The organism is Bradyrhizobium sp. WBOS08 (assembly GCF_024585125.1).
Lineage (GTDB): Bacteria > Pseudomonadota > Alphaproteobacteria > Rhizobiales > Xanthobacteraceae > Bradyrhizobium > Bradyrhizobium japonicum_B.
Map to the genome: position 1 here is coordinate 1,229,118 of NZ_CP028988.1, position 24,344 is coordinate 1,253,461.

Annotated in this window: 23 protein-coding genes; 8 read left to right on the plus strand and 15 right to left on the minus strand. The window is 65.0% G+C overall.

Annotated features, from left to right (window positions below; translation table 11 throughout):
- Positions 1 to 79 precede the first annotated feature (79 nt).
- Complete coding sequence (gene purL / locus DCM80_RS06010; RefSeq protein WP_257196163.1) at positions 80 to 2,290, minus strand: phosphoribosylformylglycinamidine synthase subunit PurL; 2,211 nt, start codon at positions 2,288 to 2,290, stop codon at positions 80 to 82.
- A 184-nt stretch (positions 2,291 to 2,474) separates the two neighbouring features.
- On the opposite strand from purL, the gene DCM80_RS06015 reads away from it, so the two are divergent.
- Together DCM80_RS06015 and DCM80_RS06020 are read left to right on the plus strand one after the other, a co-directional pair.
- Complete coding sequence (locus tag DCM80_RS06015; protein ID WP_257196164.1) at positions 2,475 to 2,954, plus strand: PaaI family thioesterase; 480 nt, start codon at positions 2,475 to 2,477, stop codon at positions 2,952 to 2,954.
- A 75-nt stretch (positions 2,955 to 3,029) separates the two neighbouring features.
- The gene (locus DCM80_RS06020; RefSeq protein WP_257196165.1) at positions 3,030 to 3,995 is read left to right on the plus strand and encodes a DMT family transporter; all 966 of its coding nucleotides are present in this window, start codon (positions 3,030 to 3,032) and stop codon (positions 3,993 to 3,995) included.
- Between the two features lie 3 nt (positions 3,996 to 3,998).
- On the opposite strand, the gene DCM80_RS06025 is transcribed toward DCM80_RS06020, so the two are convergent.
- Both DCM80_RS06025 and purQ read right to left on the minus strand, forming a co-directional pair.
- Positions 3,999 to 4,970 (minus strand): tripartite tricarboxylate transporter substrate binding protein BugD, encoded by a 972-nt coding sequence (locus tag DCM80_RS06025; protein WP_257196166.1) that lies wholly within the window; start codon positions 4,968 to 4,970, stop codon positions 3,999 to 4,001.
- Positions 4,967 to 5,668, minus strand: a complete 702-nt coding sequence (purQ, locus tag DCM80_RS06030; RefSeq protein WP_257196167.1) for a phosphoribosylformylglycinamidine synthase subunit PurQ — start codon at positions 5,666 to 5,668, stop codon at positions 4,967 to 4,969. The genes DCM80_RS06025 and purQ overlap by 4 nt, the downstream gene beginning before the upstream one ends.
- A gap of 177 nt (positions 5,669 to 5,845) precedes the next feature.
- On the opposite strand from purQ, the gene DCM80_RS06035 reads away from it, so the two are divergent.
- Entirely contained in the window at positions 5,846 to 6,862 is a 1,017-nt protein-coding gene (locus DCM80_RS06035; RefSeq protein WP_257196168.1) for a magnesium and cobalt transport protein CorA, read from the plus strand.
- A gap of 157 nt (positions 6,863 to 7,019) precedes the next feature.
- On the opposite strand, the gene purS is transcribed toward DCM80_RS06035, so the two are convergent.
- Together purS and purC are read right to left on the minus strand one after the other, a co-directional pair.
- Complete coding sequence (purS, locus tag DCM80_RS06040; protein ID WP_063682443.1) at positions 7,020 to 7,262, minus strand: phosphoribosylformylglycinamidine synthase subunit PurS; 243 nt, start codon at positions 7,260 to 7,262, stop codon at positions 7,020 to 7,022.
- Between the two features lie 14 nt (positions 7,263 to 7,276).
- The gene (gene purC / locus DCM80_RS06045; RefSeq protein ID WP_173015815.1) at positions 7,277 to 8,044 is read right to left on the minus strand and encodes a phosphoribosylaminoimidazolesuccinocarboxamide synthase; all 768 of its coding nucleotides are present in this window, start codon (positions 8,042 to 8,044) and stop codon (positions 7,277 to 7,279) included.
- Between the two features lie 322 nt (positions 8,045 to 8,366).
- On the opposite strand from purC, the gene DCM80_RS06050 reads away from it, so the two are divergent.
- On the plus strand, positions 8,367 to 8,690 hold the full coding sequence (locus tag DCM80_RS06050) for a DUF1476 domain-containing protein (RefSeq protein WP_257196169.1): 324 nt from the start codon (positions 8,367 to 8,369) through the stop codon (positions 8,688 to 8,690).
- Between the two features lie 5 nt (positions 8,691 to 8,695).
- On the opposite strand, the gene DCM80_RS06055 is transcribed toward DCM80_RS06050, so the two are convergent.
- Positions 8,696 to 9,760, minus strand: coding sequence for a LysR family transcriptional regulator (locus tag DCM80_RS06055; protein ID WP_257196170.1), 1,065 nt, complete (start codon positions 9,758 to 9,760; stop codon positions 8,696 to 8,698).
- Between the two features lie 12 nt (positions 9,761 to 9,772).
- On the opposite strand from DCM80_RS06055, the gene DCM80_RS06060 reads away from it, so the two are divergent.
- Entirely contained in the window at positions 9,773 to 10,600 is an 828-nt protein-coding gene (locus DCM80_RS06060; protein ID WP_257196171.1) for an oxaloacetate decarboxylase, read from the plus strand.
- Here DCM80_RS06060 and cynS read toward each other — a convergent pair.
- The 7 genes from cynS to DCM80_RS06095 form a co-directional block, all read right to left on the minus strand.
- Positions 10,587 to 11,075, minus strand: a complete 489-nt coding sequence (cynS, locus tag DCM80_RS06065; RefSeq protein ID WP_025037304.1) for a cyanase — start codon at positions 11,073 to 11,075, stop codon at positions 10,587 to 10,589. The genes DCM80_RS06060 and cynS overlap by 14 nt on opposite strands.
- 15 nt (positions 11,076 to 11,090) lie before the next feature.
- The gene (locus tag DCM80_RS06070; RefSeq protein ID WP_257196172.1) at positions 11,091 to 12,014 is read right to left on the minus strand and encodes an ABC transporter ATP-binding protein; all 924 of its coding nucleotides are present in this window, start codon (positions 12,012 to 12,014) and stop codon (positions 11,091 to 11,093) included.
- Positions 12,015 to 12,167: 153 nt separating this feature from the next.
- A complete protein-coding gene (gene ntrB, locus DCM80_RS06075; RefSeq protein ID WP_257196173.1) occupies positions 12,168 to 13,007 on the minus strand; it encodes a nitrate ABC transporter permease in 840 nt (279 codons plus the stop codon).
- 151 nt (positions 13,008 to 13,158) lie between these two features.
- On the minus strand, positions 13,159 to 14,541 hold the full coding sequence (locus DCM80_RS06080) for a CmpA/NrtA family ABC transporter substrate-binding protein (RefSeq protein WP_257196174.1): 1,383 nt from the start codon (positions 14,539 to 14,541) through the stop codon (positions 13,159 to 13,161).
- Between the two features lie 116 nt (positions 14,542 to 14,657).
- Complete coding sequence (locus tag DCM80_RS06085) at positions 14,658 to 15,536, minus strand: sulfurtransferase (protein ID WP_257196175.1); 879 nt, start codon at positions 15,534 to 15,536, stop codon at positions 14,658 to 14,660.
- Between the two features lie 51 nt (positions 15,537 to 15,587).
- Positions 15,588 to 16,721: an acyl-CoA dehydrogenase family protein gene (locus DCM80_RS06090; RefSeq protein ID WP_257196176.1), complete on the minus strand. Its 1,134-nt coding sequence runs from the start codon at positions 16,719 to 16,721 to the stop codon at positions 15,588 to 15,590.
- Between the two features lie 35 nt (positions 16,722 to 16,756).
- Positions 16,757 to 17,299 carry an OsmC family protein gene (locus DCM80_RS06095; RefSeq protein ID WP_257196177.1) on the minus strand — a complete coding sequence of 181 codons (543 nt, stop codon included), beginning with the start codon at positions 17,297 to 17,299 and terminating at the stop codon, positions 16,757 to 16,759.
- 246 nt (positions 17,300 to 17,545) lie between these two features.
- On the opposite strand from DCM80_RS06095, the gene DCM80_RS06100 reads away from it, so the two are divergent.
- Both DCM80_RS06100 and DCM80_RS06105 read left to right on the plus strand, forming a co-directional pair.
- A complete protein-coding gene (locus DCM80_RS06100) occupies positions 17,546 to 18,193 on the plus strand; it encodes a TetR/AcrR family transcriptional regulator (protein ID WP_257196178.1) in 648 nt (215 codons plus the stop codon).
- Positions 18,194 to 18,433: 240 nt separating this feature from the next.
- The gene (locus tag DCM80_RS06105; protein ID WP_257197876.1) at positions 18,434 to 20,137 is read left to right on the plus strand and encodes an amidohydrolase; all 1,704 of its coding nucleotides are present in this window, start codon (positions 18,434 to 18,436) and stop codon (positions 20,135 to 20,137) included.
- 137 nt (positions 20,138 to 20,274) lie between these two features.
- Here DCM80_RS06105 and DCM80_RS06110 read toward each other — a convergent pair whose 3' ends face one another.
- Positions 20,275 to 21,474 (minus strand): TrmJ/YjtD family RNA methyltransferase, encoded by a 1,200-nt coding sequence (locus DCM80_RS06110; RefSeq protein WP_257196179.1) that lies wholly within the window; start codon positions 21,472 to 21,474, stop codon positions 20,275 to 20,277.
- A 343-nt stretch (positions 21,475 to 21,817) separates the two neighbouring features.
- On the opposite strand from DCM80_RS06110, the gene DCM80_RS06115 reads away from it, so the two are divergent.
- Complete coding sequence (locus DCM80_RS06115) at positions 21,818 to 23,029, plus strand: NADP-dependent isocitrate dehydrogenase (RefSeq protein WP_028137384.1); 1,212 nt, start codon at positions 21,818 to 21,820, stop codon at positions 23,027 to 23,029.
- Positions 23,030 to 23,113: 84 nt separating this feature from the next.
- Here DCM80_RS06115 and DCM80_RS06120 read toward each other — a convergent pair whose 3' ends face one another.
- Positions 23,114 to 24,340, minus strand: coding sequence for a cyclic nucleotide-gated ion channel (locus tag DCM80_RS06120; protein WP_257196180.1), 1,227 nt, complete (start codon positions 24,338 to 24,340; stop codon positions 23,114 to 23,116).
- Positions 24,341 to 24,344: the final 4 nt, after the last annotated feature.

Consider the following 24,344-nt stretch of genomic DNA (forward strand, 5'->3'; position numbering starts at 1 on the left):
GGTCTTGCCGCATGTGATAGCGGTCCCGGATTACGCTTACGCTCCATCCGGGCTACGAGTCTGGGTTCGCGGCAGCGCCTTACGCCGCCTTGCCGCCCATGTAGTCCGGCAGCCACCGCTCGAACGAGGCCCGCAGCGTGTCGATCGCCACCGGCGCCTCGCCCGCGATCGCGATCGCATCGCCGCCGGTGGTGCCGATACGCACGCAGGGCACCTCGCAGCCGCGCATCTTGGCGAGCACGCGGCCGGCTTCGGCCTCCGGCACGGTGACGAGATAGCGCGCCTGATCCTCGCCGAACCAATAGGCCTGCGGCACCAGCGCGGTCGGCGCCGCCAGCAGCTTGGCGCCGATGCCGCTCGCGATCGCCATCTCGGCCAGCGCGATCAGCAGGCCGCCATCGGAGAGGTCGTGCACTGCGGTCGCGGTGCCCGCATGGATCATGCCGCGCACGCAATCGCCATTCCGCTTCTCGGCGGCGAGATCGACCGGCGGGGGTGCGCCCTCCTCGCGGCCGCAGATGTCGCGCAAATAGACCGACTGGCCGAGCCAGCCATGGGTTTCGCCGACCAGGAGGATGGCTTCGCCCTCGGCTTTGAAGGCCAGCGAAGCGGATTTGGTGAAATCGTCGAGCAGGCCGACGCCGCCGATCGAGGGTGTCGGCAGGATCGCACGGCCATTGGTCTCGTTGTAGAGCGAGACGTTGCCGGAGACGACCGGGAAGTCCAGCGTGCGGCACGCTTCCGAGATGCCCTTCAGGCAGCCGACGAACTGGCCCATGATCTCGGGCCGCTCAGGGTTGCCGAAGTTGAGATTGTCGGTGATCGCGAGCGGCTTGCCGCCGACCGCGGTAATGTTGCGCCAGGCCTCGGCGACGGCCTGCTTGCCACCCTCGAACGGGTCGGCCTCGCAATAGCGCGGCGTGACGTCGACGGTGAGCGCGAGGCCCTTCGGCCCGTCCTCGACGCGCACCACGGCGGCATCGCCGCCGGGACGCTGCATGGTGTTGCCGAGAATGACGTGGTCGTATTGCTCCCAGACCCAGCGCTTAGAGCACATATCCGGCGTGCCGATCAGTTTCTCCAGCGCCGCGCCGAGGCCCATCGGCGTCGGCACGTCGCGGGCATGCACGACCGGCAGCGCGGCCGAGGGGACATGCGGGCGGTCATAGACCGGCGCCTCGTCGCCCAGCTCCTTGATCGGCAGGTCGGCCATGACGTCGCCGCCATGCTTGACCACGAAGCGCTTGCTCGGCGTGGTGTAGCCGACCACGGCGAAGTCGAGGCCCCACTTCTTGAAGATCGCCTCGGCTTCCTTTTCCTTCTCGGGCTTGAGCACCATCAGCATGCGCTCCTGGCTCTCCGAGAGCATCATCTCGTAGGCGCTCATCCCGGTCTCGCGGGTCGGCACCGCGTCGAGATCGAGGTCGACGCCGAGGTCGCCCTTGGCGCCCATCTCGACCGCCGAGCAGGTCAGCCCTGCCGCGCCCATGTCCTGGATCGCGATGACGCAGCCCTTCTCCATGATCTCGAGGCAGGCTTCGAGCAGCAGCTTTTCGGCGAAGGGATCGCCGACCTGCACGGTCGGACGCTTCTCCTCGGACTTGTCGTCGAACTCGGCCGAGGCCATCGAGGCGCCGTGGATGCCGTCGCGCCCGGTCTTGGAGCCCAGATAGACGATCGGCATGTTCACGCCGGAGGCCGCCGCATAGAAGATCTTGTCGGTATCGGCGAGGCCGACCGCCATCGCGTTGACGAGGATGTTGCCGTCATAGCGGGTGTGGAAGCGCACCTGGCCGCCGACCGTCGGCACGCCAAAGGAATTGCCGTAGCCGCCGACGCCCGCGACGACGCCGGAGACCAGATGCCGGGTCTTGGCATGCTCTGGCGCGCCGAAGCTCAGCGCGTTGAGGCAGGCGATCGGGCGCGCGCCCATGGTGAAGACGTCGCGCAGGATGCCGCCGACGCCGGTGGTCGCGCCCTGATAGGGCTCGATATAGCTCGGGTGGTTGTGGCTCTCCATCTTGAACACCACGGCCTGGCCGTCGCCGATGTCGATCACGCCGGCATTCTCGCCGGGGCCCTGGATCACCCAGGGTGCCTTGGTCGGCAGGCCGCGCAGATGGATGCGGGAGGACTTGTACGAGCAGTGCTCGTTCCACATCGCCGAGAAGATGCCGAGCTCCGTGAAGGTCGGCTCCCGCCCGATCAGCTTCAGGATGCGCTCGTACTCGTCGGGCTTGAGCCCGTGGGCGGCAACCAGCTCGGGGGTGATCTTGGGTTCGTTCTTCATGGCTTCAAAGGCTTTCGGCGGCGTTTGGCCGTTCTTAGGAAGATCGGAGGGCCGGGAAAAGCCCTTTGTGGCGCATTTTCCCGCTGTCCCACGTTTTGCAGGCAGGGACGGCGGGAACAGGAATTGCACGGCGCGGACGGATCGGATTTAAGGGCTGAAGACCCGCAATTGAAGGCCCATTTCCTTGCACGAATTGACCAAAGCGCCCCCGCCCCGCCGCCCCGACCTCCATATCGCCACCGAAGGCGAGTTTGTGGGCTGGCGGACCTGGATTCGCGACAGTTTCGAGGCCCATGTCGGCCCCTTCTGGCATCAGATCGAGGCGGACGGCAGCGTCCGCTGCGCCTTCCGCGTCGAGAAGAAGCACCTCAACGGCTCCGGGAACGTCCATGGCGGCTGCTACATGGCCTTCGCCGACTATTCCCTGTTTGCGATCGCCACCCATGTCCTGGACAGCCGGGCGGTGACGACCAACTTCGCCTGCGAATTCCTCGACGCGGCACGGGAGGGCGAGCTGATCGAATGCACCGGCGAGGTCACCCGCGCCGGCGGCTCGCTGATCTTCCTGCGCGGTAAGATGATGTCCGGGGGGCGGGTGCTGCTGACCTTTTCCGGCACGATCAAGCGGATGAAGCGGAAGGCGCTCCCTCAGCCAAACGCATAGCTCCGCGCCTTCCCTTTTCGCACGCCCTCGCCCACAGTCGGAGCGAGCGCTTGTGCGCCGGGGAGCAGGAACAAGGTGCCGCAGAGCACACCGTCGAGGGGTCGCACAGCGGCCTCCGCAGCATCGCCGTTGCCGTCCATGCCCGCCACCGGCGCGCGTAATTGGCGCGACTATGCGCTGCTGCTCGCACTCGCCTGCTGCTGGAGCTCGACCTATCCGCTGACCAAGCTGGCGCTTCCCACCATCCCGCCCATCACCTTCATCTCGGCGCGCTCGCTGATCGCGGCCGCCTTCCTGTTCGCGATCCTGTGGATGCGCGGCATCAAGGTTCCGACCGACGCCAAGGCGTGGAAGCTGTTCGCGACCCAGCAATTGATCAACTCGACCTTCCCGTTCCTGATCATCACCTGGTCGCAGCAATATGTGCCGGCCTCGAACACGGTGGTGCTGGCCTCGACGACGCCGATCTTCGCCTTCCTGATCACCTCGCTGATCACGCGGCACGAGCCGGCGACGCTGCTCAAGCTCGCGGGCGCGGTTTTGGGACTCGCCGGCACTGTCGCCATCGTCGGGCTCGATGCTCTGCATGGCCTCGGCAGCGAGATCGTGGCGGAGATCGCGATCCTGCTCGCCACCATCTCGTTTGCCTGCGCGACCATCTTCGGCCTTCGGCTGTCCGACTACGACCCGATGGTGGTGGCGGCCGGCTCGCTGCTGTTCGGCGGCCTCATCCTGCTGCCGCCCTCGCTGATCATCGACCAGCCCTGGACGCTGCACCCGACGCCGACCGCGATCGTCGCCACCATCGTCATGGGCATCGTCTCCAGCGCGCTGGGATTGATGCTGTTCTACGTCTGCCTCGGCCGCCTCGGCACGCTGACCACGAACGCGCAAGGCTATCTGCGCATCCCGATCGGCGTCGGCCTCTCCGTGCTGCTGCTCGGCGAGAGCGTGCCGTCGAACCTCGCGCTGGGGCTGCTACTGGTGATGGCCGGCGTCGCGGCCATGACGGTGCCGGCGGAGCGGCTGAAGCTGCGCTAGCTTTTACTTGGCGTCGTCCGCCAGCATCTTCCGGTATTTCTCGACGTCGCGCGTCACGAGCTTTTGCAGCACGTCCGGCGCATGCTCGTCGGGGTCGGGCGCCACGGTCGAGAGGTCGGCGAAGCGCTTCTTCACCGCGTCCGTCTCCACCGCCGTGCGCGCGGCGGCGTTCAGCTTGGCGATGACGGCCGGCGGCGTGCCCTTGGGCGCGAACAGGCCGTTCCAGCCCTGCGCCTCGAATCCTGGCAGGCCGGCTTCCGCCGACGTCGGCAGGTCTGGAAGCGTGGCGAGCCGCACGGTCGAGCCGACCACGAGGCCCTTCACCAGCTTATCGTTGATCGACTGCGACACCGAGGCGGCCGCGTCGCAGACGCCGTCGATCTGGCCGCCGACCGCGTCGGTCAGCGCCGGCGCGGCGCCGCGATAACCGATCAGCGTCGCGTCGATCCCGGCTGATGTGACGAAGCTTTTGCAGATCAGATAGTTCGAGGAGCCGACGCCGGCATGGCCGAGATTGATCTTGCCGGGATTGGCCTTGGCGTAGGCGATGAACTCTTTCAGGTCCTTGGCCGGAAAGTCCTTGCGCAGCGCGATGATGCCGAACGTCTTCGCCACCATGGCGATCGGTACGAAGGAATCCGGCGTGAACGGCAGCTTCGGATAGATCGTGTAGCTCGCGGCATTGGTGCCGGCGTTGCCGATCGCGATGGTGTAGCCGTCGGGATCGGCGCGCGAGGCGCGCGCCAGCGCGGTCGAGCCGCCGGCCCCCGCAACGTTCTCGATCACGATGGTCTGGCCGAGCGCGATGCCCATCTGCTCTGCCACCGCGCGCGCGATCACGTCCGAGGTGCCGCCGGCCGCGAACGGCACGATCATGGTGATCGGACGCTTGGGATAGTCCTGGGCGAACGCGGCCATCGCAAAAGCTGCGGCGGCGACAGCGACCGAGAGCCGCTTCAGCGCGAACGCAATCACGCGGCCTTTTCCAGATGCTGGACCAGGCCCGCGAACAGGCCGCGGCCGTCGGTGCAGCCCATGATGTCTTCGACGTGATTTTCCGGATGCGGCATCATGCCGAGCACGTTGCCCTTGTCGTTGACGATGCCGGCGATCGATTGCGCCGCGCCGTTGATGTTGCTGAGGTCACCGACGGTGCCGTCCGCCGCGCAGTAGCGATAGAGCACCCGCCCCTCGCCTTCGAGGCGCTTGATGGTCTCTTCATCCGCAGCGTAATTGCCCTCGCCATGGGCCACGGGCACACGGATCACCTGGCCGGCGTTGTAGCCGCGGGTGAACGGGGTATCGGAGCGCTCGACGCGCAGATGGACGTCGCGGCAGATGAATTTCAGCCGCGCGTTGCGCATCAGGATGCCCGGCAGCAGGCCGGATTCACAGAGGATCTGAAAACCGTTGCAGACGCCCAGCACGAGGCCGCCCTTGGCCGCATAGTCGCGCACCGCGTCCATCACCGGCGCGCGGGCGGCGATGGCGCCGCAGCGCAGATAATCGCCGTAGGAGAAGCCGCCCGGCACCACCACGAGATCGGTGCCCGCAGGCAGCGAGGTCTCGGCGTGCCAGACCATCGCCGGCTCGCTGCCAGAGATCAGCCTCAGCGCACGCGCCATGTCGCGCTCGCGGTTGATTCCGGGAAAGACGAGGATGGCGGCTTTCATGGCAGAGGTTCCGACGAGGCTGGGAATCGGGCTGGCCAACAGGCCATTTCCTGAAGAGACATAACCATTTGACGGGGATTTTACCAGTGCTAGCCTCCGCAGAGGGCCTTGTACACAGGCCATGCACATCGGTCGGCGACGCGCCGCTCGGCCCATCGATTGCCCGGGATTGAGGCCATGAACGTCCCGTCGCTGCCCACTTCCCCCTCAGAGCCGGTCTCCGCCGAGGGCGTCGTCGCGGCCGGCGCCTATGTCGATGGCCGACGCGTTGCCAATATCGCGATCAGCGAAGCCTCGAGCTGGCGGGCCAAGCCCGGGCATGTGGTCTGGATCGGGCTGCACGAGCCCGACATGGCGCTGCTCGGCGCGGTGCAGAAGCAGTTCGACCTGCACGACCTCGCGATCGAGGACGCCAACCACGCCCATCAGCGGCCGAAGATCGAGCAATATGGCGAGGCCCTGTTCATTGTCGCCCGCACCGCGCAACTGATCGAGGGACGCATTGCCTTCGGCGAGACCCACATCTTCGTCGGCGAAGGCTATCTGGTCTCGGTGCGCCACGGCGCTTCGACCTCCTATACGCCGGTGCGCGAGCGCTGCGAGAGCTGCCCGCGGGCGCTGGCCCGCGGCGAGGACTACATCCTCTACGCCATCCTCGATTTTATCGTCGACAATTACTCGCCCGTGCTCGAGAGCATTCACGACGAGGTCGAGGGCATTGAGGACGACGTGCTCTCCAAGCAGATCAGCAAGGCGCAGATCGAGCGGCTCTACATGCTGCGCCGCGACCTGCTGCGGCTCAGGACTGCGATCGGCCCGCTGGTGGAGGTCTGCCGCCGGCTGGAGCATGACGAGCTGTCGATGGTGCGCAAGGCCATGCAGCCGCTGTTCCGCGACGTCACCGACCATGTCCGCAACATCCAGGAGCGCATCGATTCCATGCGCGAAGTGCTGGCGTTCGCCTTCGAGGCGAGCCTGCTCGTCGGTCAGGCCCAGGAAACCGCGGTGTCCAAGAAGCTCGCGTCCTGGCTCGCCATCATCGCGGTCCCGACCGCGCTCGCCGGCATCTACGGCATGAACTTCAAGCACATGCCGGAGCTGGAATGGGAGTACGGATATTTCATGCTGCTCGGCGTGATGCTGACCGCGTGCGGCTCGCTGTATTGGCGGTTTCGCAGAGCGGGCTGGCTGTGAGCAAAGCGTTCAGCCAACAGCAGCTCAGCTAGTAGACCCTCATGGTGAGGAGGTGCGCAAGCGCCGTCTCGAACCATGCAGGCCCAACTCTTACAGCTCGGCCTTCATCCTTGAGACGCGCGCGAACAGCGCGCTCCTCAGGATGAGGAGTGGCAGCTCAGCCGATCAACTCCACCCGATAATTCTCGATCACGGTGTTCGCCAGCAGCTTGTCGGCGGCTTCCTTCAGCGCGGCTTCCGCCTTGGCCTTGTCGGCGCCCGCGAGCTCGATGTCGAACACCTTGCCCTGGCGGACGCTGGCGACGCCGTCGACGCCGAGTGACTTCAGTGCGCCTTCGATGGCCTTGCCCTGCGGATCGAGGATGCCCGTCTTAAGGGTAACGGTGACACGTGCCTTCACGTCAGGATCCTCTTTCAGCTCTTCACCAGCACTGGGCCGGAGCCCTGCGGGCGCTCGTTCTCCATGAGGATGCCGAGGCGCTTTGCAACTTCCGTATAGGCTTCCAGCAGACCGCCGAGGTCACGGCGGAAGCGGTCCTTGTCGAGCTTCTCGTTCGACTTGATGTCCCAGAGCCGGCAGCTGTCTGGCGAGATCTCGTCGGCGACGATGATGCGCATCATCTCGTTCTCGAACAGGCGGCCGCACTCCATCTTGAAGTCGACGAGCCGGATGCCGATACCGAGGAAGAGACCGGTGAGGAAGTCGTTGACGCGGATGGCGAGCGCCATGATGTCGTCGATCTCCTGCGGCGTCGCCCAGCCGAAGGCGGTGATGTGCTCTTCCGATACCATGGGGTCGTTGAGCTGGTCGTTCTTGTAATAGAATTCGATGATCGAGCGGGGCAGCTGCGTACCCTCCTCAATGCCGAGGCGCTGCGACAGCGAGCCGGCGGCGACGTTCCGCACCACCACCTCGAGCGGCACGATCTCGACCTCGCGAATCAACTGCTCGCGCATGTTGAGGCGGCGGATGAAATGGGTCGGCACCCCGATGTCGTTGAGGTGCTGAAACAGGTACTCCGAGATCCGGTTGTTGAGGACACCCTTGCCCTCGATCACCTGATGCTTTTTCGCATTGAACGCGGTGGCGTCGTCCTTGAAGTGCTGGATCAGGGTACCGGGCTCCGGGCCTTCATAGAGAACCTTTGCCTTGCCTTCATAAATGCGACGCCGACGGCTCATGGGGATGTACCGTGTTTTGTTGAAATCCATGTATTTGGTGTGCTCCGATTACCAGGATTTACGACCCACAGCGGAGCTGCCGTGAACAGCCCGGAACCCATCCATAAACCCTTGGAAACAGAACGGGAACCAAGCCTTCAGGCAACCTATCCGATTGGCTGTCCGAGCACAATCGATCCGGCCGTCCGGCGCCAACTTATACCGTCTTGCCTGCGGCTTAACGGCCCGTTGTTTTGCCGATTCGTGCTATCTATGTAGGCATGCAGCCGGGGCGCCGCAACGGAAGGCTCCCGCGCCATTCAGCAGGGATTTGGAACAAGGCATGAGCGAGTTCGACAAGCGCCAGGAAGGCTTCGAGAAGAAATACGCCCTCGACGAGGAGCAGAAGTTCAAGGCGGAGGCCCGCCGCAACCGGCTGCTCGGGCTGTGGGCGGCCGAAAAGCTCGGCATGTCCGGCGATGCCGCCACCGCCTATGCCAAGGAAGTGGTCGCGGCCGACTTCGAGGAGGCCGGCGATGCCGACGTCGTGCGCAAGCTGGCGGCCGATTTCTCCGCCAAGAACGTCGCCGTCACCGAGCAGGCGATTCGCGCCAAGATGAGCGAGCTGCTCGCGGTCGCCGCCGCCGAGGTGAAGGCGGGGAAATAACCGAGTCAGACCAAGCGCCGGCGCGAAACACCCTTGCGCGCCGGCGATCGCTTTCCGCCGTCCCGCCTTGCCAACACGTCCAGCGCGGCGTAGTTGCGGCGAATGCTCTCCAGCAGGCGCTCGGCGGCAGCGCTTAGAAATCCACCGCGGCGCGTGACAAGAACGATGTCCTGCTCCGCGGCAAGATCGCCCACGGCGATCGTCGCGATCGAGCCCGCGCGCAGCTCCTCCGCCAAATGGCTTCGCGCCAGCAGTGATAGGCCAAAGCCGGACTCCACCAGCCGTTTCTGCGCGGTGAGACTGTCCACGGCCGTCCACTCCACTTCGCCAAGCCCGCGCGCCAGAAACAATGCGAACACATGAGCCGCGGCAATCTCGCGGCGCCCGCGAATCTCCGGGAACGCGATCCAGCGCTCGCCACCGAGTTCAGCGAGGCGCTTCACGCGCTGTCCGGCCAGAGGATGGTCAGGCGCGCAGGCGACCTGCAACGCCTCGCTCAGCACCCGCTCGCAGGCGAGATCGCCGGAGCGATCGGTATTATAGCGCAGGCCGATCGTGGCCTCGCCGCGCCGGATGAGATCGCTGACCTCCGCGCTGGTCGCCGTCCGCAAGCTCAGCGTGACGGCCGGATGCTCCTTGGCGAACCGCTTCATGATGCTCGACAGCCGTCCGTCGGCAAGCGTGCCGGTCACGGCCAGCGGTACCGGCCCCGCATTCTGCTTGGTCAACGCGCGCACCGCCTGTTCGGCGTCCTGCGCCGCGGCAACCGCGCGCTCGGCATAGGGGATCAGCACGCGCCCGGCATCGCTGAGCCGCGTGCGACCTGCCACCCGCTCGAACAGCGGCACGCCGAGTTCCTGCTCGAGAAGCGCGATACGGCGCGAAATCGCCGGCTGCGAGCGGTGCAGAAATTTCGCGGCGCTGGAGATCCCGCCTTTGCGATGAACCACCAGGAAGGTGTTGAGGGCGTCACTGTCCATCGGCATCCATGCAAAAAACTGATGAGATCCGACAAGATAACAAATTTGGTGGATGATGGAAACGAGCCTAAGGCTGGTCGGAACGGACAACGGAGACGATCCATGACGAGCCAGCTGGACAAAGCGACGGCGTTTCGCGCACTGCACGAGCGGCGTGATGCCTTCATCATTCCCAATCCGTGGGATGCCGGGACGGCCAAGCTGCTCGCGGCGATGGGCTTCGAAGCGCTCGCAACCACGAGCCTCGGCGTCGCGAACATGGTCGGCAGCAGCGGCGTCAATCTCGATGTCATCCTCGCCAATGCGCGCGACATCGTGGAGGCCACCGACCTGCCGGTGAGCGTCGATCTCGAGAATTGCGGCGCGGACGAGCCGAAGCGCGCCGCCGAAGCAATTCGGCGCGCCGCCGAGGTTGGCGCGGTCGGCGGGTCGATCGAGGATTTCAGCGGCGATCGCGACCGCCCGATCTATGACTTCTCCCTAGCCGTCGAGCGCGTCCAGGCCGCCGTGGAAGCCGCGCGCGCGCTGCCCTTTCCGTTCATGCTGACGGCGCGAGCCGAGAACTTCCTGCACGGCCGCAAAGACATCGACGATACGATTCGCCGCCTGCAGGCCTTCGAGTCCGCCGGCGCCGGTGTTCTTTATGCGCCCGGCCTGTACGATCTCGCCACGATCCGGACGGTCGTCTCCTCGATCAGCAAGCCGTTCAACCACGTGATGGGCTTCGCCGACCCGACGCTGACGACCGCGCAATTGTCCGCCGTCGGCGTCAAGCGCATCAGCGTCGGCGGCGCCATGTCCCGCTACGCGCTCGCCGCGTTCCTGAGCTGCGCGCGTGAGATGAAGGACAACGGGTCCTTCACCTACGTCCGCGAGATGGCGCCGGTCGGCGAGCTGCGCGCCGCCTTCGCCGCCGCTACTCCTCCTTGAAGCCGTATTCCGGCACGTTGCCGCTGGCACCGTAATATTTGTACGGCAGGAACTTGCCGCTCATGGTGATCTTGACGCGGTCGCCCTTGGGGTTGGCGACGCGCTCGATCCCCATGTCGAAGTCGATCGCGGACATGATGCCGTCGCCGAACTCCTCCTCGATCAGCGCCTTCCAGGCCGGACCGTTAACCATCACCATCTCGTAGAAGCGGTAGATCAGCGGGTCGGTCGGCGGCATCGGCGTGCCGGTGCCGCGCATCGGCACCTCGTTGAGCATCGCAACTTCCGCCTTCGACAGGCCGAACAGCTCGCCGGCATTGGCGGCCTGCGGCTTGGTCAGCTTCATCTGGCCCATGATCGCGCCGACGATCAGCACCTCGGAATAGCCGCCGATCTTCTCGCAGATGTGCTTCCAGCTCCAACCCTTCTCGCGCTTGATGTCGAGCAGCTTCTCGGTGAGGTCTTCGCGTTTCATGTCAGGGTCTCCTCTTCAGGCAGTGAGTCCGGGACTGGGCCCGGGTATCCAGGTCTGTCTTTGCTCCTCGCCGTTCGAGGCGATCGTCAGCCCGGGCTTGCCGATGTGAATTACCGGCACGTTGCGCGGATCGTGACCGGGTGTCTCGGCCGTAAAGGTCTTGCTGCGTGTCACCAGGAAGTCGATGATGTGGTTGCGCAGCGCGTAGTAGAGCGGATGGCGGTGCAGATCGGTGCGGCCGCGGTCCCGCGGCAGCGGGTTCACGACCACCTCGGCGAGCACCGCGCCGGGCCCATTGGTCATCAGGAAAATCTTGTCGGCGAGGTAGATCGCCTCGTCGACGTCATGGGTGATCATGAACGCGGTCTGCCCGGTCTCCAGGCAGATGCGCCGCACCTCGTCCTGCAGCGTGCCGCGCGTCAGCGCATCCAGCGCCGAGAACGGCTCGTCCATCAGCATCATCTTTGGCGTGATCGACAATGCCCGCGCGATGCCGACGCGCTGCTTCATGCCGCCCGAGAGCTCGGAGGGGCGTTTGTGCTCGGAGCCCGAAAGGCCGACGAGATCGATGAATTTCTGCGCATGTGCCTTGACCTGGGCACGGTCCCAGCTCCGCCATTTCGAGCTGACGGCATAGGCGACGTTGCCGAGCACGGTGCGCCAGGGCAGCAGCGCATGGCTCTGGAAGATCACGGCGCGGTCGAGGCTGGTGCCGGAGATCGCCTGACCGTCGACGATGACGGCGCCCTCGCTCGGCGCATCGAGGCCGGCGAGGATGTTGAGCACCGTGGTCTTGCCGCAGCCGGAATGGCCGATCACGCAAGCAAACTCGCCGCGCGCCATCGACAGCCACAGATTTTCGAACACGGTGGTCGTGGTGCCGCCCGCGCCGGGATAGCGCTTGGCGATCGCTTCGATGGAGATGAACTTGTCGGTCATGTGTAAATCTCGTGTCCCGGGCGCGGTGCGCCACGCAGTGGTGCACCGCAGAACCGGGACCCATGTTGCCGCAGTGGGTCCCGGCTCTGCACAGCGGCACTTCGCGCCGCAGTGCGTCCGGGACACGGCCGAGTCTGTGTCGTCGCCATCACCCTACTCCGGAAACGTGACCATGCGCGTGAACCGCGCCAGGATCTGGTCGAGCAGCATGCCGACGACCCCGATCAGCAGGATCGCGATGATGACGTTGGTGATCGAGAGGTTATTCCACTCGTTCCAGACAAAATAGCCGATGCCGGTGCCGCCGACGAGCATCTCGGCGGCGACGATGACGAGCCAGGCGATGCCGATCGAGATGCGCATGCCGGTCAGGATCGTCGGCGCCGCTGCGGGCAGGATCACGGTGAAGGCGCGCCTGACGGTGCCGACCTCCAGCGTCCGCGCGACGTTGATCCATTCCTTGCGCACGCTGGCGACGCCGAACACGGTGTTGAGCAGCATCGGCCAGATCGAGCAGATGAAGATGACGAAGATCGCCGAGACCGAGGAATCCTTGATGGTGTAGAGCGCGAGCGGCATCCAGGCCAGCGGCGAGATCGGCTTCAGCACCTGGATGAAGGGATCGAGCGCCTTGCTGAGCAGCGGCGACATGCCGATCAGGAAGCCGAGCGGGATCGCGACCAGCACCGCCAGCAGATAGCCGGTGCCGACGCGCGCGATGGAATAGCCGAGCTGGATGCCCAGCCCCTTGTCGTTCGGTCCGTTGTCGTAGAACGGACGCTTCAGATGGTCCCAGAGCTTGGCGCCGACATCGAGCGGCCCGGGCATGGCGGATTTGCCTTGCGTCGCAGTCAGCCCCATCAGCTTGGCATATTCGGGGCTCATCGTCGCCGCGGTGCCGGTCGAGCGCGTGGCGAGATGCCAGATTCCGAGAAACGCGGCGAGCAGCACGATCGAGACGAGACCGGCACGGAGACGGAGGGAGGATGTCATCGCGTATATCCCAGGTATCGTGTCCCGGGCGCGGCGCAGCGCGAAGCGGTGCGACGCAGAACCGGGACCCATGCGGCCCGACTGGGTCCCGGCTCTGCGAAGCAGCACTGCGTGCTGCATCGCGTCCGGGACACAAGGGCGGCGCCCATCATCACGACGACTTCCTGATCTTGAAGCTCGCCACGTAATCCTCCGGCTTGGCCGGATCGAAGTTCTTGCCCATCACCGCGAACGATTTGTAGGCGCTCGCGGGCGGCGACAGGCCCATCTCGGTCATCAGCTTCTTCGTGTCGGTGGCGAGATAAACCTGCTCGGCCACCGCCTTGTAGTCGACGTCGCCCTTGATCTGGCCCCAGCGCTTCATCTGCGTCAGCATCCAGACCGCGAAGGACTGCCAGGGGAACGGATCGAAGTCGACGCGCTTGGCGTCGGTCTTCACCCCCCCGAGGCCGTCGGCATAAGTGCCGGTCAGGACCTGCTCCAGCACAGTCACCGGCGCGTTGATGTAATTGGCCGGCGCGATCGCCTCCGCGATCTGCTTGCGGTTCTCCGCCTTCGACGCATAGGCAGTGGCATCGACGATGGCCCGCGTCAGCGCCGCAAAGCTGTTCGGCGCCGTCGTGATGAATTCGCGGCTGGCGGCGAAGCTGCAGCAAGGATGGCCGTCCCAGATCTCCTTGGACAGGATGTGCATGAAGCCGACGCCGTCATAGATCGCGCGCTGGCAGATGTTGTCGGGCGCGAGGAAGCCGTCGATATTGTCGGCGCGCAAATTCGCCACCATCTCCGGCGGCGGCACCGAGCGCAGCTGCACGTCGGTATCGGGGTCGAGACCGTGCTCGGCGAGATAATAGCGCAAGAGGTAATTGTGCATGGAGTAGTCGAAGGGGATGGCGAACTTCATGCCCTTCCAGTCCTTCGGATCGCGCTTGTCCTTGTGCTTCATGGCAAGCGTGATGCCCTGCCCGTTGATGTTCTCGATCGCAGGCACCGCGAACGGAATGGCATTGGCACCGAGGCCGAGCGAGATCGCGATCGGCATCGGCGCCAGCATGTGGGCGGCGTCGTATTCCTTGTTGATGGTCTTGTCGCGGATCACGGCCCAGCCCGCGGTCTTGACCACCTCGACGTTGAGACCGTGCTTCGAATAGAACCCGAGCGGCGCCGCCATGATGATCGGCGTGGCGCAGGTGATCGGGATGAAGCCGACCTTGAGATCCTTCTTCTCGGGCGCGCCTGCTTGCGCAAACACCTCGGTCGCCGTCTTGAGCGGGAAGAACTGCGACAGTGCCGCGAGCGCAGTCGATGCGCCCACGGACTTCAGGAAAGCACGCCGCGCCACGTCCTGCGGAAACATTGCGCGCATCACCGCGGAGGCGACCACGCCCTCGTAGCGCTTCTCTTCACTCTCGACAGGGTCGCAGCGCAAGGCCGAAGCCGCCTGCTCGTGCTCTGCGGCAGAACGATGCTGGCCGCACACGCAACCGGCCTGGAGATTGCGGTCGGAGTCAAACGGATCGTCGAACGTGGACATGCTGCTGCGCCCCTTTGTCACATCGCGCGGCGAACGCCGTTGTCCGCCGCGTCGGCTCAAACTCCATCGTGGTCCGGCCAAGCCTTGCCAGCCGGACCACGAAAAACATGCAGGTTCTATGCCGCCTTGCCTGTTACCTGGGCAGCCACCGGCAAGCCCTGCTCGATCGGCAGCGACGGATCGCGCGACCATTCGTTCCAGGAGCCGAAATACATCCGCACGTCCTTCACGCCGGCGTTCTTCAGCGCCAGGAAGGTGTTCGAGGCGCGCGCCCCCTTGAAGCAGTACAGGTACACCGGTGTGCTCGGCGTGATGCCGACCGTGGCGCATTCCGCGAGAATCTCGTCCTTGGACTTGAAGCGCGGGCCCTCGGCGGTCGGCTTCATCATGCGGTACCATTCCAGCCACACCGCACCGGGGATGCGGCCCTTGCGCGGGCAGAAATCCTTGCCGTACGGAGACGAGCTGTCGCCGATCCACTCGTCGACGTCGCGCACGTCGAGGATGGCGATGCCGGGCTTGCCGACGGCTGAAAGCATGGTCTTGGCGTCGATCAGGATGTCGCCGGCCTCGGGCACGATCGCGAACGAGGCCTTCGCCGGCGCCGGCACGTCCTTCGTGACCGGAAGGCCCGCGGCCGCCCAGGCATCGAAGCCGCCATGCAGCACCTTGACCTTGGGATAGCCGAGCATGGTGAGCAAATAATAGCCGCGGCAGGACTGGCCGAAGCCGGAATTCATCGACTGCTCGTAGATCACGGCCGTCTCCTTGCCGGAGAGGCCGGCGGCACCGAAGGCGTCGGCGAATTTGGTCTTCAGCTCGCTGATGCCCTCGGGCGTCGAGGTCGCAAGAAACGTGAAGATCTCGTGCACGTTCACGGCGCCCGGCAGGTGCCCGGCGGCATAGGCATCGGGATTGCGGGTGTCGATCACGACACACGGCTCCGTCTTCAAGAGATCGGCAAGTTCGCTGGCAGAGATCAGAACGTCCGTCATTGGCAGCCTCTCCGTTGAGGTTAAGTGGTCTTCTGGGGTGGACTCGTGAGCTCAGGAATCGGCGAGCATCTTGCGCAGCTGCTTGGTGGCCGGGGTGACGATCGCGATGAAATAGGCCTCGCGCAGCCGCCGCTGCGCGCGATGGCCCTTCAAATAGCCACGCGCGCCACAATGCAGCATCGCCGCATGCGCCGCCGCGACGCTGGCTTCGCCGGCGCGCAAGCGCAGCGCGATCACCTTGCGCCAGTAGGTCTCCTCCTCGTTGTAGGGGTCGCGCGCCAGCGCCATGGTCTCGGCCTCGATCTCGGCGGCGAGATCGCCGAAATGCACCGGCTGCTGCGGCAGATAACGGTTGATATGACCGAGGGGGCCATCAACCTCGCCCATGATGTTGATGCAGTCCTTGATGAGGCCGAGCGCCATGCCGGCCTGCAGCAGGATGAAACCGGCGCGGATCTTCTTGACGAAGGGCCCGGCGGGATCGGCAAGGATCAGCTCGTCCGGCACGAAGACGTCGCGAAACTGCACGCCATAAGTGCCGGTGCCATCCATGGCGAGGAACGGTTTGCACGGCGTCAGCGTGATCGCTGGGTCCGAGCAATCGGCCAGGAACATCACGGTGCCGGGCTCGCCGCCTGCGCCGCCAGCGTCGTCCTCACGCTCGAAGATGGTGCCGAAATAATGGTCCGGGCCGAGATTGGAGACCCAGGGCAGCGCGCCGCGCACGATATAGCCGCCCTCGACCTTGCGCCCCTTCAGCTTGAGCTTCTCGATGCCGAAGAAGCTCTTCATCGGGTTGGAAAGCCCGGTGCCGCCGAGCACCCGGCCGGTCGAGAACGCATCGCCGAAGCGTTTCGCCAGTTTCATATTGGTCGAGTTGGCGGCGTACCAGACCAGCGTATCCTGGCACCAGGCCATGAAGGCGGTGGCGCCGCAGACCTCGCCGATCGCCGCCATCGTCTGGATGGCGCAGCGCAGATCGGCGGGACCTTCGTGGGGCACGTGAGTGCCCCAGGCGCCGACCTCGCCGAACTTGCGCAGCACGTCGGCCGGATAAACCGAACCGTCGTCGATGCCGGCGGCGAGCGGAGCGAGCTGATCCCGCGCGATCCGCGCCACCTCGCCTGCAATGGACGGTGCGGGCTGATCCAGAACGTCGACCCGCGATAAAGCCAGTGAACCCATGATCGTCTCCCGCACCTTGTCCTGGTTGCCGCCTGCTAGATGCCGACCTCGAGATTGACCGGCCGGGTGAAGGTGTTGGCGACCGGCGACCATTTCTTCACATGCGCGACCAGCGCGTTGATCTCATCCTTCGCGATGCCCTCGCATTCCATGTCGACCTTGACGCGCACGTCGGTGAAGCCGACCGGCTTGTCCGAGGTGTCGCCGGTGCCCCAGACCGCGGTGATGTTGAGGTCGCCTTCGAGCTCGAGCTCGAGCTTGTTGACGATCCAGCCGCGGTGCACGGCGTTGGCGTGCAGGCCGACGGCGAGGCAGGAGCCGAGCGCGGCGAGCGAGGCTTCCGACGGATTGGGCGCGGTGTCGTCGCCGAGCAGCCCCGGCGGCTCGTCGACGATGTAGGGCGGCAGATTGCGGATGTAGTTGGCGTGACGGAATTTTCCTTCCGCGACCGTCTTGCACTTCAAGGTCTTGACCACCTTCGGATTCGCCTTGCCGTTGGCGATCAGCTGCTCGAGCCCATTCTTGTCGATGGGCGCGAGGCACCCCGTCAGCACTGTCTTCTGAACGACCGCAGTCATCGTCTTCTCCCTGGCAGAAGTGGAAATCGGCAGGATACCGAACGGTCTGTTTTCTTGCATGGAGCGTGCCAGAACCGGCCCAAAAGCGAAAAGCGAAGCATTGGAGCCGCTTAGCGTCGCTGCCGGTGGATCGATCGGCCCCCTCCTGCTCAAAGGCGGAGCAGATGCGCGAGCGGATGCGAATCTTTTCAGCGCCAACCAGATGCGGCTTGCTGATGTGATGCAGCTGCGATTAAGTTGCAGCTTATGGCAAAGACGTCATCGAAGAAGACCTCGCCCCACGCCGCCACCGGCGACGACGAATCCGCACGCGGGCGCCTGCTCAGCGCCGCGTCACATCTGTTCTGCAAGAACGGAATCAACGCCACCGGCATCGATGCGATCATCGAGGAGGCCGGCACCGCGAAGACCACGCTCTACAAATTGTTCGGCTCCAAGACCAATCTCGTCAACGCGGTGCTGGAAAGCGAAGGCAAGCAATGGCGCGAATGGTTCATCGCCGCCATGGAGCAAGGCGGCGGCGACGCGCAGGCCAAGCTGACGCGCATCTTCCCGGCGCTGAAGAGCTGGTTCGCCGAAGAGCGCTTCTACGGCTGCCCCTTCATCAACGCAGTCGGCGAACACGACAAGGACGCCAAACAGTTTCGCAACATCGCGCTGAAGCACAAGAAGATCGTGCTCGGCCACATCGAGAAGCTCGCTGGCGAGCTCGGCTCGAGCGAGCCCGCCGTGCTCGCGCACCAGCTCGGCCTCCTGATCGACGGCGCCATCGTCGCGGCGATGATCTCGCGCGACCCGGGCGTCGCCGATACGGCGGCACTGACGGCAGGTCCCCTGCTCGGGCAGACGAAAGCGAAGAAGAAGCGCGCGGCGGATCAGCTGGAAACGGTTTGATCTCGCCGTTATTTCGTAGGGTGGGCAAAGGCGCAAAGCGCCGTGCCCACCATCTCTCTCCCTTTGTTAACGAACCTGGGCACGCCTACGCTTTGCCCACCCAGGAGGCTGACACAAAGCGCGACCCACTTTGCCCATCATGTGGACGCTGTGCGGCCTGAGAAGCGTTGAACCGCTCTTCGATCAAAGATACCGTTGAAAATCTTCGTCCAGCAACAACAAGATTCAAAGGGGGACGTCATGGTTCGCAAGTTCACGGCATCTGCGATCGCTGCCACGAGCATGTGGATCGCTAGCATCGCAAATGTCGTGGCGCAGCAGCCGGAGCTTAACGCACCTGACCTCGTCCTCATCAATGGAAAGGTTCTGACGCTCGACGCCCAATCGACGATCACCGAGGCCGTGACCGTCGCAGATGGGAAGATCCTCGCAACGGGAAGCAGCGCCGCGATGAAGGCGCTAGCGGGCTCCCGGACCCGCGTGCTCGATCTAGCCGGCAAGACCGTCATCCCGGGATTGATCGATACCCACACTCACTTCAAGGCCGCCGGGCTCGCCGACTATGTCGTCATCATGGGCCGAGCCAAGACGGTCGACGAAGCGCTCGCAGCCATCAAGGCATTCGCGGCGAAGAAAAAGCCGGGCGAGTGGATCGTCGGTGGTGCCTGGCATCCGCCGTCACAACTGGCCGAGAAGCGCTATCTGACGAGGCAGGAGATCGACAGCGTCGCTCCCAACAATCCCGTCTATCTTCGCACCGTCGGGCATTTCTCGATGGCGAACACCATGGCTTTCCAGCGGGTTGGCGTCGACAAGACCACCGAGGACCCGAGTGGGGGCAAGTTTGAGCGCGACGCGGCCGGTGAATTGACCGGCCTGCTCGTGGAGACGGCGATCGACCGGGTCGAGAAGGCCGTCCCGCCCTGGACGGAAGACGACGAAATGCGGCAATTCACCATTGCCCAAGGCTTCCTCAACAGCTTCGGCATCACGAGCGTGATCGAAGGCGCGACAGAACCACGCGACATCCGTACGCTGCAGAAGCTTGTCGCAGCCGGGAAGGCCACGCTGCGCACCGGCGTGATGTTTCGGCCTGAGCCACCGGCCGAGCTGACCGCATGGGAAGCCATCATGTCAGGCAATGGCGCCTCTTCGGGTTTTGGCGACGATTGGCTGAAGTTCGCCGGCATCAAGATCTTCTACGACGGAGGCATGACGCTGAAGACGGCGCTCATGCGCGAGGTGTATCCCGATTCACACGACAACTATCACGGCGTGGCCCAGCAGACGCCCGAGCGGCTGAAGCAACTCGTCTCCATCTGCAACCGATATGATTGGCGGGTCGGCGTCCACGTTGTGGGTGACCTCGGTATCGACCAGGTCCTCGATGCGTTCGAGGCCGTGGACAAGGAAAAATCCATCCGCGACCGCCGCTTCGTTCTCATACACGCCAGCCTGATCCGGCCAGAACAGATGGAGCGTGCGCAAAAGCTGGGGGCCCGTGTCGATTTCCAGAATGCCTTCATGTGGGACAAGGCAGCAACCGTCGAACGGTTTCTCGGGAAAGCGACCGCTGACCGCGCCGTGCCGACCAGGACATTGATCGAAAAGATGGGGCTCGACAGTCTCGGCGCCGGCACGGATTTTCCGGTCAACCCGATCAACCCCTTCCTCAACATGTACGTCATGGTGACCCGGAAGGATCCCAGCGGAAACGTCTATGGCTCGGCAGAGGCGATTACGCGCGAGCAGGCCCTGCGGCTCTACACCAGCGCCGCGTCGCGCTATACGTTCGAGGAAACGCGCAAAGGCACCCTTGAGCCCGGAAAGCTTGCGGACATGGTGGTGCTCTCCGCCGACTACACGGCCGTGCCTGAGGAGCAGATCAAGGACATCAAGGCGGACATGACGCTCGTGGGCGGCAAGGTTGTGTTTCAACGTTGACATCATTCGACGCCGACCAGAACGAAGTGCCGTAGGGTGGGCAAAGGCGCACAGCGCCGTGCCCACCTTCTCTTGATGATCAGCGAAAGCTCGTGGGCACGCTTCGCTTTGCCCAGCCTGCGAGACCGGCGCGAAATCTAAGCATCCCGCTCCATCATCCCCTGCAGCCGCACCAGCTCTGTCTCCAGATCGCGCTCCACATCCACTGCCCGAACGTCGAGCACGCGATAATCCCGCGCCTCGAGCCACGTCCGTCGGCCCGCGCGGTCCGCCGCGATCGCCTCGCCCTCGCCCGGGTTGACCAGCTCGATCGCGATCCGGTGCGGGAACGAGACGAAGTCCGGGATGTGCCGCCCGACCGGGGTCTGGCGCTTGAACCCACCTGCGAAGCGGCGGTCGCGAGTCAGGGCCTGCCAGAGCAGGCGCTCGGCGTCGGTCGGATTGCGGCGGAGCAGGCGGGCGAGGCCGCGCACCGTCGAGCCGCTGTCGGGGACGCCGCCGCCCTGCCCGTGCTCGGCGAGAAGCGCGCGCAGGCGCGTCGCCTGCTCGCCGTCGAGCACGCCGCCCTTGGCCGGGCCTTTGCGCCCCTCGGCGATCGCCATCACCACGCCGTGCAGGGTATGCATGTCCTGCTTGGTCGGCTCCATCCGGGTGAAGATGTTGCGCAGGTTGACCAGCATGGTGTCGCGCTTCTCGGCCGGTCGCAAAAATTCCACCTTGTCGAGCTCGCGCACGAGGTTGTCGAAGAAGGCCTGCATCTGGTGCTGCGAGGCGCGCTCGGAGCGCTCTGGCATGGCGTGCGGCAGCTCGCCCGAGGTGATCCGCTTGAACCATTCATAGCCGACCAGCAGCACGGCCTGGGCGAGGTTGAGCGAGGCGAAGCCCGGATTGACCGGGAAGGTGATGATGCGGTTGGAGAGCCCGACCTCCTCGTTGGTCAGCCCCCAGCGCTCCCGGCCGAACAGGATACCGGCCTTGCCCCCCGTGGCGATGTGCCCGGATATTTCGGCGGCTGCCGCTTCCGGCCCGACCACGGGCTTGGCCTGGTCGTGCGGGCGCGCGGTGGTGGCGAACAGGAGGTCGAGGTCGGCGACCGCCTCTTCCACCGTGCCGAACAATTCGACCTTCTCCAGAATGTGGTCGGCGCCGGCGGCGGCGCGCTGGGCGGCAATGTTGGGCCAGCCGTCCCTGGGGTTGACGATGCGCAAGCGGCTCAGGGCGAAATTGCCCATGGCGCGCGCGGCCATGCCGATGTTCTCGCCGAGCTGCGGCTCGACCAGGATCACGATGGGACCGTCGAGGGAAAGTCCCGCCTTGCTCTTGTCAGTCCCCGACATCTCGCTTCGCTTTCACTCTCAAGGCCTTGGCAAGGCGCTCTCAGGAATTGATTCATGCCGGCCTTTCAGGCTCGCGTTGGGCCGGCCGGGGTGTCCGCCCGTCGTTTGCCTGTCCTGACGAAATTCTCAAGGGAAATAACGGGTTGGATTCGACTTTTGAATCTCGCCTGAAACCTTGTCCCTGCCGGTCCGGCGCGGCCCGACCTTGCTCCCCATCCGTGGGGGCTGGATCGGCTAAAAGTGCATAATCCCGCGGCTTTCGCCCGGTGCTATCAGGTGCTAAGAGGCGGCGGATATTCACGTTGGCGCCGATGGTGCCGTTCCCAAGAGGGCTTCCCCGATCATGGCAAAAATCAAGGTATCCAATCCCGTCGTCGAGCTCGATGGCGACGAGATGACCCGGATCATCTGGCAGTACATCAAGGACAAGCTGATCAACCCGTTCCTGGATGTCGAGCTGCTCTATTTCGACCTGGGCATGGAATACCGCGACCACACCAACGATCAGGTCACCATCGACGCGGCCGAGGCCATCAAAAAGGTCGGTGTCGGCGTCAAGTGCGCCACCATCACCCCCGATGAAGCCCGGGTGAAGGAGTTCAACCTCAAGCAGATGTGGAAGTCGCCCAACGGCACCATCCGCAACATCCTCGGCGGCGTGATCTTCCGCGAGCCGATCATCTGCAAGAACGTGCCGCGCCTGGTTCCCGGCTGGACCAAGCCGATCATCATCGGCCGCCACGCCTATGGCGACCAGTACCGCGCCACCGACATCAAGTTCCCGGGCAAGGGCACCCTCTCGATGAAGTTCGTCGGCGAGGACGGCACCGTGATCGAGAAGGAAGTGTTCAAGGCCCCCGGCGCCGGCGTCGCCATGGAGATGTACAATCTCGACGATTCCATCGTCGATTTCGCCCGCGCCTCCTTCAACTACGGCCTGCTGCGCGGCTACCCGGTCTACCTGTCGACCAAGAACACGATTCTGAAGGTCTATGACGGCCGCTTCAAGGACATCTTCCAGGATATCTTCGACCGGGAGTTCAAGAAGGAGTTCGACGCCAAGGGCCTGACCTACGAGCACCGCCTGATCGACGACATGGTGGCCTCGGCGCTGAAATGGTCCGGCGGCTATGTCTGGGCCTGCAAGAACTACGACGGCGACGTGCAGTCCGACACGGTCGCGCAGGGCTACGGCTCGCTCGGCTTGATGACCTCGGTGCTGCTCACCCCCGATGGCAAGACGGTGGAAGCGGAAGCCGCCCACGGCACGGTGACCCGCCACTATCGCGAGCACCAGAAGGGCAAGGAGACCTCGACCAACTCCATCGCCTCGATCTTCGCCTGGACGCGAGGCCTCGCCCACCGCGCCAAGCTCGACAACAATGCCGAGCTGGCGAAGTTCGCCAACACGCTGGAGAAGGTCTGCGTCGACACCGTCGAGGCCGGCTACATGACCAAGGACCTCGCGCTGCTGGTCGGCGCCGACCAGCGCTGGCTCTCGACCACCGGCTTCCTCGACAAGGTCGCCGAGAACCTCGGCAAAGAATTGGCTTAAGCCGCCGGCAATTCCGCCCCTAAGGGCCGGACATCATCGCGGGCCGCGCCAAAGCGCGGCCCGTTTGCTTTTCAGGCCGCTCAGTCAGCGGCCCGTGCCTTCCTCCTCCGCCTGCGCCAGCTCCGCCAGCGCGAGGTCGCCGGTGTCGGCGAGCCTCGCCTTGGCGGTGGTGTGGACGTGGTCGGCGAGCGTCGGCATACGCGCGATCAGGGCGTGGAAATCCTGGGCGTCGAGCACGAGGAGACGCGTCTTGCGGGTCGCCGTCACCGTGCCGCTGCGCTTGGTCTTGTGCAATAGCGCGATCTCGCCGAAGAAAGTGCCGTCGCTCAGGCGCACATGCTGGCTCGGCAGCGCGATCTCGACCTCGCCGGCGGCGATGAAATACATCGACGAGGCCGCATCGCCCCGCCGCACCAGGACCTCGCCCTGCTCAATGGTGCGTGCGCGGAGCAGCCGCATGATGTCGGCGATCTCCGCCGCCGACAGATGCGAGAACAGCGGCACCCGCGCCAGCATGCCCCAGGTGACGACGAAGTCGCGCCGCTTCACCTCTTCGGCGAATGCGGTGGAGATGATCGCGACCGGCAGCGCGATCATGGCAAAGCCGCTGACGATGGCGAACGTGGAGATCAGCTTGCCGAGTGGCGTCACCGGCACGACGTCGCCATAGCCGACGGTGCCGAGCGTCACGATCGCCCACCACATCGCCTGCGGGATGGTGCCGAGTTTGTCCGGCTGCACGTCGCGTTCGATGGCGTAGAGTAGCGAGGCGAAGGTCAGGACTGCGCCGATCAGGATGACGATGCAGCCGATCAGCGCCCGCCGCTCGGCATGCACGGCGGCGAGCAGCGAGCGCATCGCCGGGGAATAGCGGATCAGCTTGAAGAAGGGCAGCACGCCGAGCGCCGCCAGCGTCGGGTGCTCGCCGGTGGCCAGCACGATGGCCGCAGGCAGGAACGCCATGAGGTCGATGAGGCCGAGCGCCGAGAAGGCATAGCCGAGCCGGTCGGACAGCGCCGAGGCCTTGCGCTGGGTGTGGCCGGCCACCGTCCACAGCCGCGCGGCATATTCCAGCGCGAACACGATCACCGAGAGGATGGTGATGCCCGCGAACAGCGCGCCGAACTGCGCGTCGAGCTCTGGCACCGAGGCCAGGATCATCGCAGCCACATTGAGCACGATGAGGCCGATGATGAGCTGGATGAAGCGCGACCCGGCCGAATAAGCCAGCGGGTCGTGCTCCAGCAATTCGTAGAGGCGATCCCTCACGTTGGGATCGCGAAGCCCACGTCCTCGCGGAACGGAGGACATCGCG

Coding starts and splice junctions, on each gene's coding strand:
- DCM80_RS06080 (WP_257196174.1), bottom strand. CDS start 14,541: ATGTCCACGTTCGACGATCCGTTTGACTCCGACCGCAATCTCCAGGCC.
- DCM80_RS06100 (WP_257196178.1), top strand. CDS start 17,546: ATGGCAAAGACGTCATCGAAGAAGACCTCGCCCCACGCCGCCACCGGC.
- DCM80_RS06035 (WP_257196168.1), top strand. CDS start 5,846: ATGAACGTCCCGTCGCTGCCCACTTCCCCCTCAGAGCCGGTCTCCGCC.
- DCM80_RS06095 (WP_257196177.1), bottom strand. CDS start 17,299: ATGACTGCGGTCGTTCAGAAGACAGTGCTGACGGGGTGCCTCGCGCCC.
- DCM80_RS06070 (WP_257196172.1), bottom strand. CDS start 12,014: ATGACCGACAAGTTCATCTCCATCGAAGCGATCGCCAAGCGCTATCCC.
- purC (WP_173015815.1), bottom strand. CDS start 8,044: ATGAGCCGTCGGCGTCGCATTTATGAAGGCAAGGCAAAGGTTCTCTAT.
- cynS (WP_025037304.1), bottom strand. CDS start 11,075: ATGAAACGCGAAGACCTCACCGAGAAGCTGCTCGACATCAAGCGCGAG.
- DCM80_RS06050 (WP_257196169.1), top strand. CDS start 8,367: ATGAGCGAGTTCGACAAGCGCCAGGAAGGCTTCGAGAAGAAATACGCC.
- purL (WP_257196163.1), bottom strand. CDS start 2,290: ATGAAGAACGAACCCAAGATCACCCCCGAGCTGGTTGCCGCCCACGGG.
- DCM80_RS06110 (WP_257196179.1), bottom strand. CDS start 21,474: ATGTCGGGGACTGACAAGAGCAAGGCGGGACTTTCCCTCGACGGTCCC.
- purQ (WP_257196167.1), bottom strand. CDS start 5,668: ATGAAAGCCGCCATCCTCGTCTTTCCCGGAATCAACCGCGAGCGCGAC.
- DCM80_RS06115 (WP_028137384.1), top strand. CDS start 21,818: ATGGCAAAAATCAAGGTATCCAATCCCGTCGTCGAGCTCGATGGCGAC.
- ntrB (WP_257196173.1), bottom strand. CDS start 13,007: ATGACATCCTCCCTCCGTCTCCGTGCCGGTCTCGTCTCGATCGTGCTG.
- DCM80_RS06120 (WP_257196180.1), bottom strand. CDS start 24,340: ATGTCCTCCGTTCCGCGAGGACGTGGGCTTCGCGATCCCAACGTGAGG.
- DCM80_RS06105 (WP_257197876.1), top strand. CDS start 18,434: ATGGTTCGCAAGTTCACGGCATCTGCGATCGCTGCCACGAGCATGTGG.
- DCM80_RS06090 (WP_257196176.1), bottom strand. CDS start 16,721: ATGGGTTCACTGGCTTTATCGCGGGTCGACGTTCTGGATCAGCCCGCA.
- DCM80_RS06085 (WP_257196175.1), bottom strand. CDS start 15,536: ATGACGGACGTTCTGATCTCTGCCAGCGAACTTGCCGATCTCTTGAAG.
- DCM80_RS06060 (WP_257196171.1), top strand. CDS start 9,773: ATGACGAGCCAGCTGGACAAAGCGACGGCGTTTCGCGCACTGCACGAG.